The sequence below is a fragment of the Roseovarius sp. JB2-10 genome (assembly GCF_055693585.1).
In genome coordinates this window covers 3683516-3697177 of sequence record NZ_CM146337.1, presented here as the reverse complement: position 1 = coordinate 3697177, position 13662 = coordinate 3683516, and the positions used below count along the sequence as shown (strand labels likewise).

Annotated in this window: 12 protein-coding genes; 6 read left to right on the top strand and 6 right to left on the bottom strand. The window is 59.4% G+C overall.

The genetic code is table 11. The features are described 5' to 3' along the window. Window positions 1-55 precede the first annotated feature (55 nt). Window positions 56-469 (bottom strand): hypothetical protein, encoded by a 414-nt coding sequence (locus ACZ1HJ_RS18330; protein WP_472720067.1) that lies wholly within the window; start codon window positions 467-469, stop codon window positions 56-58. Between the two features lie 151 nt (window positions 470-620). Here ACZ1HJ_RS18330 and ACZ1HJ_RS18325 point away from each other — a divergent pair, with 151 nt between their 5' ends. The 5 genes from ACZ1HJ_RS18325 to ACZ1HJ_RS18305 all read left to right on the top strand — a co-directional run bounded on the left by ACZ1HJ_RS18325 (window position 621) and on the right by ACZ1HJ_RS18305 (window position 5245). Next, window positions 621-1460 carry an MBL fold metallo-hydrolase gene (locus tag ACZ1HJ_RS18325; RefSeq protein WP_472720066.1) on the top strand — a complete coding sequence of 280 codons (840 nt, stop codon included), beginning with the start codon at window positions 621-623 and terminating at the stop codon, window positions 1458-1460. A gap of 43 nt (window positions 1461-1503) precedes the next feature. Beyond that, a complete protein-coding gene (locus tag ACZ1HJ_RS18320) occupies window positions 1504-2928 on the top strand; it encodes an FAD-binding oxidoreductase (protein WP_472720065.1) in 1425 nt (474 codons plus the stop codon). 90 nt (window positions 2929-3018) lie between these two features. Next, a complete protein-coding gene (locus ACZ1HJ_RS18315) occupies window positions 3019-3723 on the top strand; it encodes an ABC transporter permease (protein ID WP_472720064.1) in 705 nt (234 codons plus the stop codon). Beyond that, window positions 3720-4433 (top strand): ATP-binding cassette domain-containing protein, encoded by a 714-nt coding sequence (locus ACZ1HJ_RS18310; RefSeq protein ID WP_472720063.1) that lies wholly within the window; start codon window positions 3720-3722, stop codon window positions 4431-4433. Before ACZ1HJ_RS18315 ends, ACZ1HJ_RS18310 begins: the two co-directional genes overlap by 4 nt. Before the next feature lie 14 nt (window positions 4434-4447). After that, on the top strand, window positions 4448-5245 hold the full coding sequence (locus ACZ1HJ_RS18305) for an ABC transporter substrate-binding protein (protein ID WP_472720062.1): 798 nt from the start codon (window positions 4448-4450) through the stop codon (window positions 5243-5245). A 19-nt stretch (window positions 5246-5264) separates the two neighbouring features. On the opposite strand, the gene ACZ1HJ_RS18300 is transcribed toward ACZ1HJ_RS18305, so the two are convergent. The 5 genes from ACZ1HJ_RS18300 to ACZ1HJ_RS18280 all read right to left on the bottom strand — a co-directional run bounded on the left by ACZ1HJ_RS18300 (window position 5265) and on the right by ACZ1HJ_RS18280 (window position 12641). Further along, on the bottom strand, window positions 5265-7742 hold the full coding sequence (locus ACZ1HJ_RS18300; protein ID WP_472722238.1) for a GcvT family protein: 2478 nt from the start codon (window positions 7740-7742) through the stop codon (window positions 5265-5267). Continuing rightward, complete coding sequence (locus ACZ1HJ_RS18295) at window positions 7711-8580, bottom strand: phosphotransferase (RefSeq protein ID WP_472720061.1); 870 nt, start codon at window positions 8578-8580, stop codon at window positions 7711-7713. The genes ACZ1HJ_RS18300 and ACZ1HJ_RS18295 overlap by 32 nt, the downstream gene beginning before the upstream one ends. 3 nt (window positions 8581-8583) lie before the next feature. Next, entirely contained in the window at window positions 8584-10581 is a 1998-nt protein-coding gene (locus ACZ1HJ_RS18290; protein WP_472720060.1) for an ABC transporter permease, read from the bottom strand. Beyond that, on the bottom strand, window positions 10578-11600 hold the full coding sequence (locus ACZ1HJ_RS18285) for a quaternary amine ABC transporter ATP-binding protein (protein WP_472720059.1): 1023 nt from the start codon (window positions 11598-11600) through the stop codon (window positions 10578-10580). The genes ACZ1HJ_RS18290 and ACZ1HJ_RS18285 overlap by 4 nt, the downstream gene beginning before the upstream one ends. 99 nt (window positions 11601-11699) lie before the next feature. Further along, window positions 11700-12641: an ABC transporter substrate-binding protein gene (locus ACZ1HJ_RS18280; RefSeq protein WP_472720058.1), complete on the bottom strand. Its 942-nt coding sequence runs from the start codon at window positions 12639-12641 to the stop codon at window positions 11700-11702. Window positions 12642-12849: 208 nt separating this feature from the next. Between ACZ1HJ_RS18280 and ACZ1HJ_RS18275 the strand changes: the two genes are divergently transcribed. Continuing rightward, window positions 12850-13629, top strand: a complete 780-nt coding sequence (locus ACZ1HJ_RS18275) for a DeoR/GlpR family DNA-binding transcription regulator (protein ID WP_472720057.1) — start codon at window positions 12850-12852, stop codon at window positions 13627-13629. The last annotated feature ends 33 nt before the right edge of the window (window positions 13630-13662 follow it).

Here is a 13662-nt window from a genome sequence, read left to right as displayed (position 1 = left end):
GGTGTCTACTAAGAGCCCGAAAAGACCGATACTGCGCATCGAACCAACGTCCCGTTTAGCTGCCGTCTGCAGGCTTTTCGGGACTCAAACAGAAAAAGATTCCAGCACCAACACAAGCCCATAGAAAATGAGCGCCGAGCGAGTGCATTTCGATGCTGGTTCCTAGATTGGCATTTGCAAACGAACCTACGAGCACAGGGAGGAACAGGAAACCGAAGGCACAGCCGCCTGCAGTCATTCGTTTGATTATGTCTTCGGAAGTCTTGAAGAGGCGAGCGGAAACGATGTGAGCAAGCTTTCCGCCTAGGATGATCCCCAACCACATACTGGCGTAAAATGCGAGAATGCCCGCCCCTCTCGATACCTCACCGCCAAACATTTTTGCGATAGGAATGAGAATGAACGGTGCTGTGCCTACCCATGGCAACCACTTCGACTTTTCCAGCTTCTGAAAGAATTGGATCAACATACTTGTCCGGTACCACAAACCAAGAATCAAAAATAGCTGACATTCGGACATATGCAGCGAACGTCAACTAGGTCCCGCAAAGCAGACATTTTCGCGCCTTAACGAACACGCCGGCCTCGAAAACAATAAGTTTTGTGCTACCCTCTACGAGATGAGTATCTCGCGTGTCAGATCGTTGTGCATTCTGGTCCTGCTGATCCTGGCCGGTCCGGCCTTTGCGCAGGAGCGGGAACCCAGCCATTGTCTGGCCTTCGCCAATACTGCGCCGGGTTTGGCGGATCTTCATCACGCGTCCTATCGGGATGCCGTTGAGGCGGAGACCGTTCGCTTGAGGTATCTGAACCATTCCAGTTTCCTGCTGCAAACACATGGCGGTTTGTCGGCGGTAACGGACTTCACCGGTTTTGTCGGGAATGTCGATTTTCTGCCCGATATCGTCACCATGAACCATGCGCATTCATCGCATTACACAAACTTCCCCGATCCGGCGATCCCGCATATTTTGCCCGGTTGGGGCCCGTTTGGCGAGGGGATCAAGCACGAGCTTGAACTGGGCGAGATGCTGGTTCGCAACGTCTCGACCGATATCCGTCTGGGGCTGAATGGCGGGATTGAACCGCGCGGGAATTCGATTTTTGTGTTTGAAGTGGCGGGCATGTGTATCGGGCATCTGGGGCATCTGCATCACGAACCCACGGCCGAACAATACGCTGCTATTGGCCGGTTGGATATCGTGATGGCGGCCGTGGATGGCGGGACAACGCTTGATCTGCCCACGATGCTGAAGGTGATGGACCGGTTCCGCGCGCGTGTCGTGATCCCAATGCATTGGTTCGAGGACGGATCGCTCGGGCGTTTTCTGGCCGGGATGGAGGGCGCATTCGACGTTGTCGATACTGGGGGCAATGACCTGGTGATGTCGTTGGACAGGCTGCCCAGAAACCCGACGGTCATGGTGCTTTGGCCTTCTTATCTGCGCAAAGACGAGTGATAACGGGTCTGGACCCGGGCACCCAAGATGATAGGGATAGGGCATGAGCCTCAACCCGGTCGATCCCGCCTTTCTGACCCTGCTGCGCGAGTCCTTGCCCGCTGCTGCGTTCCGCGATGCGTCACCTGCATATTTGCAGGAACCAAGGGGCCGTTGGACCGGTCAGGCCGGTGTGATTGTGGCACCCGCGACGGTGGAGGAGGTCTCCGCCACCGTGCAATTGGCCACGGCGCACCGTGTGGGCGTGGTGCCCTATGGCGGTGGCACGGGGCTGGTCGGCGGGCAGGTGCAGGCCGATGGACCCGCGCCCATTTTGATCAGCCTTGAACGGATGACAGCCATTCGCAGCACGCATCCCGAAGAAAACGCGATGGTTGTCGAGGCCGGTGCGATCCTGTCGGATGTGCATGACGCGGCAGAGGCTGTGGGCCGGCTTTTCCCGCTGACAATTGCGGCCAAAGGATCCGCGCGGATCGGGGGAACATTGGCCACAAATGCGGGCGGCGTGAACGTGCTGCGTTATGGCAATGCGCGCGATCTCTGCCTCGGGCTCGAGGCGGTGATGCCCAATGGTGAGATTTGGCATGGCCTCAAACGCCTGCGCAAAGACAACACCGGCTATGATCTGAAAAACCTTCTTATCGGCTCCGAGGGTACATTGGGTATCATCACCGCCGCCGCTTTGAAGCTTTACCCGCGCCCGGCGGGTGAGGGGACAGCGCTGATGGTGGTCGACAGCCCCGAGGCGGCGCTGCGCCTTCTGGCCATGGCGCGCGATCATTTGGGTGAGGCGGTAAGTGCGTTTGAACTGATGCACCGGATGGGGCTGGATTTCCTGAGTGAAACCATGCCCGATCTGCGCCAACCCTTTGATGCCAAACCGGAATGGTTTGTTCTGATCGATGTCGGGCTGGCCTGCGGATTGGACCCGTCCGCAGCGTTGGAGGCGCTCTTTGCCGAGGCTCTGGAAGGCGGATTGGTCAGCGACGGCATGATCGCCCAATCCGAGACGCAACGGCAGGATTTCTGGAACATTCGCGAAAACATCCCCGAGGGAAACCGGCGTGTGGGTTCGGTGAGTTCGCACGATATCTCTGTGCCGATGGGGGCGATTCCTGAATTCATCCGTCGAGGTGGTGAGGCGATTGCGGGTCTGGGTGATTTCCGGATCAACTGCTTTGGGCATCTGGGCGACGGCAACCTGCATTACAACGTCTTTCCGCTGCCGGGGCGGAGCCGGGATGACCATTTGGATCAACGCGATGCGATCAAGCGCACCGTGCATGATTTGGTGCACGCCATGGATGGCTCGGTCAGTGCTGAGCACGGGGTAGGGCGGTTGAAGGTCGACGACCTTGAACGCTACGGCGATCCGGTCAAAATGTCCGCGATGCACGCGATAAAAGACGCGCTTGACCCCAAAAGGATCATGAACCCCGGGGCGGTTCTGCGTCAGCCCCCGGAATAGCGATTTGCTGTTGTTTCCCGAAGGTCTGCGCGGTTAACTGCGCGTCGGATGCCCCGAATGGACCGGGGCCAAAGGGGAAAACAGCCCGGAATGTCCGAACTTTGGGACGGGATCACACAGGCCTTTTGGCTGATTGTCACGCTGGACGCTGATCTGGTGAATATCACGCTGCGTTCGCTTCAGGTGACGCTGAGCGCGCTTGTGATTGCCTGTCTGATCGCGCTGCCTCTGGCGGCAATCCTGTCGGTTCGGCGGTTTCCGTTCCGACGTATCACAATTGCCGTCTTGAATGCGTTGATGGGTCTGCCGCCGGTCGTGGTGGGGCTGATTGTCTATATTTTGCTGTCGCGCGCCGGGCCATTTGGTGTGCTGGGCCTGCTTTTTACGCCAACGGCCATGATCATTGCACAGGTCGTGATCATTGTGCCGCTGATCGCATCGATTGCCCATCAATCGCTGCGGGATCTCTGGGCGGAATATCATGACCTGCTGATTTCGATGAACACGACCCAAGGCCAGCGGATCAAGACCCTGCTCTGGGACAGCCGGCGCGCGCTTCTGACGGCGGCCCTTGCAGGGTTTGGCCGGGGCATTGGCGAAGTGGGCGCGATCATGATTGTCGGGGGCAATATTGATCAGGCGACGCGGGTTCTGACCACGGCCATTGCGCTGGAGACCGGCAAGGGTAATTTTGCGCTCGCTCTTGGTCTGGGCTTCATTCTGATTGCGCTGGCCATCGCCGTGAACCTCACAATCCACTGGCTCAGCCATACGGAAAGGGAGGGGCGCTGGTGAGTGATCTTTTCCCTTTGACCGTGTCTGAAGCCCAGGTGCGGCGGCGCGGTAAAGCCTTGGTCGGGCCGATTGATCTGACGGTTGAGGCTGGTGGCGTGACCATCGTGATCGGGCCCAATGGATCGGGTAAAACTAGTCTTCTCAAGATGTTGCACGGTATTCTTCGCCTGAATCGGGGCCGCATCGAATGGGCGTGTGGCACGGATGAGGCGCAGCGGCGTCAGGCATTTGTGTTCCAGACCCCGGTGATGCTGCGTCGTACGGTGTTGGAGAACCTGATCTACCCTCTGCGCCTTTTGAACGTGCCCAAAGGGGACGCGCGCGCGCAGGCCGAGGATTGGGCCAAACGGATCGGTCTGGCGGAGGCAGGAGACCGTCAGGCCACAGTTCTGTCGGGTGGCGAGCGGCAAAAACTGGCGATGGCACGGGCGTTGATCCGCAAGCCGGATCTCTTGTTTCTGGATGAACCCTGTGCGTCGCTCGACGGGCGCGCCATGCGCGAGATTGAGGCGATTTTGCAGGATGCCGTGGCGGGGGGGACGCGGATTATCATGTCGACACATGACATGGGTCAAGCACGGCGCCTCGCGGATGAGGTACTCTTTATCCTGCATGGCAAGGCGCATGAATTCGGCCCCGCCGAGACGTTTTTTGAGGCACCTACAACGCCGCAAGCCCGCGCCTTTCTGAACGGAGATATCGTCGAATGAAGGAGAAAGGCTTGATGCCCCGATTTCTCGCTGCATGTGTTGCGGTCCTAACCCTACATACCGCCGCCTGGGCGGAAGAGATGAGGATGGCGGTGACAACGTCATTCCACAATTCCGGGTTGGCGGAGGTTCTCCTGCCCGAAATAAAGTCGGATACCGGGATCGAGGTGCAGTTGCTGGTCGTGGGCACGGGGCAAGCGCTCCGGCTCGGTGAGGCGGGGGATGTGGATGCCATTCTGGTGCATGCCAAATCCGCCGAAGAGGCGTTTGTGGCTGCGGGCCATGCCACGCACCGGACGGAAATCATGTATAATGATTTTGTGATTATCGGACCATCCGATGATGGTGCCGGGATCAAGGCAGCGGGTGATTCCGCGACCGCGTTGACAAAGATCGCACAGGCCAAAGCGCCTTTCGTGAGCCGCGGCGATGACAGTGGCACGCATAAGAAAGAACTAAACCTTTGGGAGGCGGCTGGCGTGACGCCTGAAGGTGCCTGGTACAACGCCGTCGGGGCGGGCATGGGGGCGGCGCTCAATACCGCGTCGGGCCTAAATGCCTATATCGTGTCAGATCGCGCCAGTTGGCTCAATTTCGGCAACAAGGGCGATCTGGCGCTTTTGTTTGCCGGTGATCCGGTGCTCTTCAACCAATATGCCTATCTGCCGGTGAACCCGGAAAAACATGGACATGTGAAGGCTGAGTTGGCTGCAAAACTCGAGGCGTGGCTGGTCTCGGATCGCGCCCGTGACTTGATCGATGGCTACCGGTTGGAGGACGAACAGCTCTTTACATTTAACGCGAAGAAATAGGCGTAACTCACAGAATTTGTTATGATTTTACGCGTCGCATATCCGGATCATAGAGCGGCATCATATGCACCTCGGCCGGAACACGCTCCGTCGCGACCTCCAACTCGTATTTACCTGAAGTGACAAACGCTGCGTCCACCCCATCCGGATTGCGCACATAGCCCATACCGATGGATTTTCCGATCGTGTGCCCAAATCCACCGGAGGTCAGCCAGCCGACGCGCGCGCCATCGCGGTAGATCGTCTCGCGGCCCAGAAGCACCACCTCGGGGGCCACGGTAAAGCTGGCCAGCAGTTTCTTGACCCCGCCAGATTTTTGCGCCTCGGTCGCCGCGCGCCCTTTGAAATCGATGTTCTTTGATAGCTTCGTGGCCCAGCCCAGACCGGCCTCGAACGGGGTGTGGTCGGGGCCAATGTCCGAGCCCCAGGCGCGGTAGGCTTTCTCCAGACGGAGCGTTTCAATTGTGCGGTAGCCGGCGTTGGTCAGGCCATGGTCCGCCCCTGCCGCTGTCAGCGCCGCATAAACGGTTTGCGCGTATTCGACAGGCAGGTGCAATTCCCAGCCCAATTCGCCCACATAGGTCACGCGGAGCGCCATAACGGGGCAGCCCGCGATGCCAATGGTTTGCACCGTGCCAAATCGGAACGCATCGTTGGAAACATCAGCCCGGGTCACCTTTTGCAAGATGTCGCGGGCCCGGGGCCCCATGAGCGACAGAACCGCGTTTGAGGACGTGATATCAAAGAGTTGGCAGTTCATGCCGGTGGGGATATTACGGCTGATCCAGTCGAAGTCATGGGTGGCAAAACCGGTTCCGGTGACGATGTAAAACGCGTCGTCGGCCACGCGGGCGACGGTCAGATCGCATTCAATCCCGCCCTTGTCGTTGAGCATTTGCGTGTAGGTCAGCGCGCCCACGGGTTTGTCGATATTGCCCGAGCAGATCCAGTTCAGGGCGGGCAAGGCATCAGGTCCCTTGAGCATGAATTTGGCAAAGGATGTCTGGTCGATCAAAACTGCCGTCTCGCGCGCCGCTTTATGTTCGCAGGCATTGGCAGCAAACCAATTCTGGCGGCCAAAGCTGTAGATGTCTTTTGCCTTTTCGCCGCGGGCGGCAAACCAGTTGGGGCGTTCCCAGCCCAGTTTTTCGCCAAAACACGCGCCTTGATCGTGCAGGGTGTCGTAGAGCGGCGACTTGCGGCAGGGGCGGCCGCTGTCATGTTCCTCATGCGGCCAGGCCATGGTGTAGTGCTTGCCGTAAGCTTCAACCGTGCGGGTGCGCACCCAATCGGTGTCGAAATGCGGCCGGCCAAAGCGGCGAATGTCGGCCGACCAGAGATCAAAGGGCGGCTCGCCCTTATGTGCCCATTCCGCCAGCGCCATGCCCGCACCGCCGCCCGAGGCGATGCCAAAGGCGTTGAACCCCGCGCCCACGAAGAAATTCCTGAGTTCCGGTGCTTCGCCAATGATGAAATTGCCATCCGGTGTGAAGCTTTCGGGACCATTGGTGAGCGTCTTGATCCCTGCCGTCTCCAGCGCGGGGACACGGCCCAGAGATTTCTCCATAATCTGTTCGAAATGGTCAAAATTGCTGTCGAGCAGCGTGTAATGGAAGCCTTCGGGGATGCCATCCACGGCCCAGGGGATCGGGTTGGGCTCGTATCCTCCCATGACCAGCCCGCCCACCTCTTCCTTGTAATAACAAAGCCGATCCGGGTCGCGCAGGGTAGGCAAATCAGAGGGCACGCCCATCGGTTCGGTCAGCATATATTGGTGTTCCATCGACACCAGCGGCACATTCACACCGAATTTGGCCGCAAAATTGCGCGTCCATTGCCCGGCGCACACGATCACCTTTTCGCATTCGATCCGGCCCTGATCGGTGATGACGGCGCGGATTTTTCCGCTTTCAATCTCCAGATCGGTCACTTTCGTGTCCTCAAAGATCGTGGCTCCTGCCATGCGCGCGCCCTTTGCCAGCGCCTGGGTGATATCCGAGGGGTTGGCTTGTCCGTCCGTGGGCATGAAGGCGGCGCCGACAAGGTCAGAGATGTCCATGAGCGGCCAAAGGTCCAAGGCCTCTGCTGGTGTCAGCAATTCCATCTCCAGCCCGAAACTGTGGGCGGTGGTGGCCTGCCGCTTGACCTCAGTCCAGCGCTCCTCGTTACAGGCAAGCCGCAACCCGCCATTCATCTTCCATCCTGTGCCAAGTCCGGTTTCCGCTTCCAGCTTGGTGTAAAGGTCCACCGAATAGCCCAGAAGCTGCGTGATATTGGCGTTCGATCGCAGCTGACCTACCAGACCAGCGGCATGAAACGTGGTGCCCGACGTCAGCTTTTTGCGTTCCAAAAGGACGGTATCTGTCCAGCCCAGTTTGGCCAGGTGATAGGCGGTGGAACATCCAATGATACCCCCCGATGATGACGGCCTTGGCGGTAGAAGGAAGATCAGCCATATCGGTGCCTCAGCTTTGGTTAAACATGTCAAGGCCTGCACGGAATCGTGCAAGGTTTTCAGCGGTATAGGCGCCGTAGTCAAAGTCAATTTCCGAGGTGATTTCCGACACCATGCTCCACATGGTTTCGCGCAGGAGCGAGGCGCATTTCATCGCCCCGTAGCGGTGGCGCAGATCATCGGTCACGGGGGCCTCGAAATAGGTCTCAAGCATCCAGGTCTCTTGGCTCTCGCTCAGCCCGTTATTTGACGCCAGCCCGCCCAGATCGAATAGCGGCGAGTTGAACCCGGCATAGTCGAAATCAATCAGCCAGAGCCGGTCACCATCATCGAGGAAATTGCCGCAAAGCAGGTCATTATGCCCAAAGACAATGTCATAGGGCCCGGCGGCCTCTTCCAGTTGCGAGGCGATGCTGACCAGTTCAGGGATCATGGCCGAATGGCTGCTGCCGCGGTCCAAAAGGGTCGCGCCGTAGTCGCGGATCACGTGGAACACCCAGAACACCAGAGACGGCCCACGCAGGTGTTTCGGGATTTCCACGTGGCAACGTTTCACAAGATCCAGCGCGCGCGGCAGCATCTCGGGCGCGCGAACGTCTTCTTCGGTCAGGGTGCGGCTTTCGATGTAGTCCAACACGGTGAGACGCGGCTCCGCATGGACCACAGCGGGCGAAAGGCCCGCGGCATGGGCGGCGCGGCTCGCGGCCAGTTCATTGAACCGCATGACCTGATGCAGCGGGATGTCATCGCCCACGCGGACCACGTATTTTTTGTCCCCGTCCTCAACAAGGTAATTGACGTTGGTGATGCCGCCATCAAGCGGTGTTGCTGTGATCTCGCCCTGCCAGAGGGGGAGGGTGCGGAAATCAGGTGGGCTCATGATCTAGCTCTCCAATCCAAAACGAATGCGTGCGCCGCGGGCCCCGGCATTGACCAGCCGGTCGGCGATGATGGCGATAAAGGCGATGGCTAACCCGGCCACGATGCCGCGCCCGATATCGGCCTTGGTCAGAGCGACATAGACCTCTTGGCCCAGGTCGCGCGTGCCGACGAGCGCGGTGATAACGAGCATCGACAGCGCCAGCATGATGGTCTGGTTGATGCCTAGGAGTATCTCGGGCAGGGCCAGAGGCAGACGCACGAGGCGCAAAAGCTGTCGCGGGGTGCAGCCCGAAACGATGCCCGCCTCAATCAGCTCAGCACTGACATTGCGCACCCCATGGGCGGCATAGCGTACGGCGGGGGCCAGGGCATAGAGCACAATGGCAATCATCGCGGTGAAATCCCCCACGCGGAAGAGCATCACCACCGGGATCAGGTAGACAAAGCTGGGCAGGGTTTGCAGCGTGTCGATCAACAGGTTGATGGCCACGCCCGCGCGTTTGTTGAGCGCGGCGAGAATGCCCAGAGGCACGCCAATGAGCGTGGCAATGATGACGGACGCGCCGCAGAGATAGACCGTGACCATGGCTTTGGACCAGAGGCCCGTGACGGCGATCAAGCCCGACAGGCCGCCGCAGAGGAAAGCCAGCCGCCAGCCGCCCGCGCGCCAGCCCAGAAGCGTTAGCATCGCGATGGTCCAGGGCCAGGGGATGCCGAGAAGCGTGCGTTTGATGGGCAGAAGGAAATAGGTCAGGAAGAAGACCTTGATCGCCTCGAACGTATCAAAAAAGTTGACGTTCAGATACGCGACCATGTCATCCCAGAAGGCACCGGTGGTGACGGTTCGGGCTTCGGGATATTCCAGCAGGATGGGGGCGAACCGGCCCAGTCCCCATGTGAGCAGGAGCAGCACCAGCACGATTGTCGTGCGTTTGTGGCGGGCAATCCAACCCTGATCCCGCGGGGTGGGGTGGACCTGCCCCATGCGTTCGGCGAAGGCCTGGCTCAGCCGGTCGACGGCCACAGCCAGTACGACAATGGCAATGCCCGCCTCAAAACCCGCGCCGATATCCAGACGCCGCAGGGCCGCCAGCACGTCAAACCCAAGGCCGCCTGCGCCGATCATCGAGGCGATGATCACCATGTTGAGCGTGAGCATGATCACCTGATTGACACCCACCATCAGGCTGTGAGAGGCCGAGGGGACCAGAACGCGCCACATCAGTTGCCGCGGCGTGGTGCCCGCCATGCGGCCAAAATCAACCAGTTCCGGGTCCACCGATTTCAGCGCCAGAATGGTCACGCGCACCATCGGCGGGGTGGCGTAGATGATCGTGGCCACGAGGGCCGAGACCGGGCCAAAGCCAAACATGAAAAGGATGGGCACGAGGTAGGCGAAAATCGGGATGGTCTGCATCAGGTCCAGCACGGGCATCAACAGACGCTCACCGCGCGGGTGGCGATAGGCCCAGATGCCAACCAGTAGCCCGCCGCCCGCGCCGATGGGCACCGCGATCAGGACCGAGGCGAGGGTGACCATGGCGCTGTCCCATTGGCCAAAGACCGCGAGGTAGGCAAAACAGACGCCCACCAGCCCGGCCAGAAGCCAGTCGCGGCAGTAGTGCCCGAGGGCCATGACGGCGGCAGTCACGGTGATCCAGCTGACCGGGGGCAGCAGGGTGCGTGCGTCTTTGCCGGGGCCGGTGGTGAAGCCGTCGCCCAGAAGCGAGAGCACGAACTGATACGGCTGCTCGATCAGCCAGGCGATGCCACGGGTCACGTCGGTAAAGGACAGCGGGCCGATGGCGGCCTCTTCTACAAGCCATTTCATCGCGCCGGTAATGTATGTCTTGAACGGGATGACCCAGGCCGCCGGGAATTTCACCAGCCAGCGCATATCGAGCGCCTTGGACAGATCACGCCCATAGGTGCCCAGAAGGATCGTGGCGACGATCAGCACAAGGGTCACGATCAGGGCGGGGTTGCGGTGATTGGTCATCCGGACCCTCCCGCACCGAAAAGGACATGGGCAATGGCCGCGCGGTCGATGGTGCCGATGGTCTTGCCCTCGGCATCGGCCACGGGCAGGGGGCCGTCGGACAGGATGATCCGTTCGGCCACGTCGGAAATGCGTGCGCGTGCGGGGATGGGCGTGCCCTCTGCCGTGGCCCCGCGCGTCATCAGCCCGCCTGCGGTCAACACCTTGTCACGCGGGATATGGCGGGTGAATTCTTCGACGTAATCAGAGGCCGGGTTGACCACCAGTTCTTCGGGCGTGGCCACCTGAATGATCTCGCCATCCTTCATGATGGCAATCCGGTCAGCAAGGCGCACGGCCTCATCGAAGTCATGGGTGATAAAGACAATTGTCTTGTGTAATCTGGCCTGTAGCCCAAGGAATTCATCCTGCATTTCACGCCGGATGAGCGGGTCCAATGCCGAAAAAGGCTCATCCAGAAACCACAGGTCGGGTTCGGTCACCAGCGACCGGGCAATGCCGACACGCTGTTGCTGACCGCCGGAAAGTTCGCGCGGGAAATAGTCTTCGCGCCCTTTGAGACCAACGAGCTCCACCACCTCACGCGCCTTGGCTTCAGCTTTGGGTTTTGGCACGGCCTGAACCGTCAGCGGGAACATCACGTTTTGCAGGACGCTTAGATGCGGCAAAAGCGCGAAATGCTGGAACACCATGCTGAGCTTGTGGCGCCGGATTTCGATCATCTCGGCGTCGGTCGCGCGCAAGAGATCCGCGCCGTCGAACAGAACCTCACCACCTGTGGGTTCGATCAACCGCGACAGGCAGCGCACCAGCGTGGATTTGCCTGAACCACTAAGGCCCATGATCACGAAAATCTCGCCTTCCTGAATGTCGAGGCTGGCATTGCGCACGGCACCGATGATGCCGGCCCGTTGGATATCCGCGTCAGTGGGGGCAGGAGTGCGCGCCAGAAACCCATCCGCATCGGCGCCATAAAGCTTCCAGATATTGCGGCACGAAAGCTTGATCGTCGAATTCATCAGCGTCCCCGATTCTGACCGTGTGACCGGCAGAATGATAGCAAATCAGAAGGAAAATGGCCGGGGCTGCCCACCATCACATGCCCCGGCCCAGGGAGATTACTGGGCGATCCAGCCGGACCAGCGATCTTTGTTCTCGGTCATCCAGTCGGCCACGACGGCATCGACTTCGACACCGTCAAGATCGGCCTTGCCGACCATTGCGCTCATCTCTTCATTGCTGAGTGAGTAGGCCTCAACGATGCTATACGCGCCGGGCCAGTTTTCCCGCAATCCGGACCACGCGGCTTTCCAAATCGGACCGCGTGGTTTGCCGCAATCATAGGCCATATCAGGGTTGATGCCCCAGGACGGGTCGGAATAGCATTCCGGCGTAAAGGTCGGAAATTCAATGAATTCTCCGTCATATTTGGCAGGCGCCCAATGGGGTACATAGACCCAGAGGATCACCGGATCCTGACGCTGATAGGCGGATTCCAATTCGGCAAAAAGCGCCGCATCGGTGCCCGCGTGCACCACTTCGAAATCGAGCTCCAGCGCCTCGACGCGTTCATCGTCGAACCCGCCCCAGGTCACCGGCCCGCCCACGTAACGGCCATTTGGGGCCGTCTCTGCGGTGGCAAATTCCTCGGCGCAGTCCTTCAGCGCTTCCCAATTGGGCAGGCCCGGGCAGCGCTCCTTCATGTAGGACGGATACCACCATTCCTCGATCGCCATCAGGCCGGTTTCACCCACATTGACCACGTTTCCGGTGGCCACGGCTTCGTCCAGCGCCTCGCGGCCGGTCGTTTCCCAGATTTCCATCGCCAGATGCAGATCACCGGTTTTGAGGCCTGCAAATTGCGCGATATAGTCCGCTTGCACATATTCCACGCTGTATCCGGCCTCTTCCAGAATGCTGCCCATGATCTTGGTGTTGATCAATTGCCCGGACCAGTCATGCAGGGTCAGTTTGATCGGATCAGACGAATCTGCGGCCCATCCCGCCGACGCTGTGGCTGCAGCCAGGGCAAAGGCCCCAAAGCTCTTTAAATTCAGCATGTTATAACTCCCGGTTTGTGTGTTTTTGTTGTTTTTTTGGCTAATTGTCTCAAAATCCTGCGGCATATTTTGGTTTTAGTCAACGATAACCACATTTAACCACATACTTACCCTCCAAAGCGCCTGATACCCTGTGAAAAACCCGAATACGCACTTGGCTTGTGTTGCTTTTTGTGGCTTTCTTGCGCAGGAATTAAGCGGAGACAGGATGAATATTCAACGCAAGACAACCAATCAGCGCGAGGAGGAAATCCTGCTGGAACTGCAAAAGGTGGGCGGATCCTGTCGGGTCAGTTTTCTGGCCAAGCAGCTGAACGTGACCAATGAAACCATCCGCCGCAACATCCGCACGCTGGAGCAGGCCAACATCGTGCGCAAAGTGCATGGTGGCGTGCATCTGGTTGAAGAGATCAGCGAAGCGCCGTTTTCAAGCCGGATTTCCACCCATGCCGATGCCAAGGCGCGGTTGGGCGAGGCGGTGGCAAAGACCATCACCGACGGTGCGTCGGTGTTTCTGGATATCGGGTCAACCACGGCCTATGTGGCGATGGCGCTGAAGGAGCGCAGCAATCTATTCGTTGTTACCAATTCTGCCTTTGTTGCCAGCACCCTGGCCACCCGCAATGGCAACCGCGTCTTTCTGGCGGGCGGCGAATTGCGGGAACATGATGGTGGAGCCTTTGGCGCCGAAGCACTGGACCTGATTGCGCGTCTCAACGTGCAATTCGCGGTCTTTTCCGTGGGGGCCGTGAATGCGGATCAGGGGTTTATGTTGCATGACCTCGAAGAGGCGAACATCGCCCGGGTGGCATCGCGCAACGCGCAGGTCAACATCGTTGTGGCGGATGAAGACAAGTTCAACAAACGCGCCCCGGTGGCCCTGGGGGAGGCGCCGCGGTTTGACGTCTTCTATACCGACAGCCCGCCGCCTGCGGCCATTTGCGCCATGCTGGACGAAAAAGACATCGATCTGGTCGTTGTCGATTGACCCGGGCGTTATCGCACAAAAAAACGGCGCGTG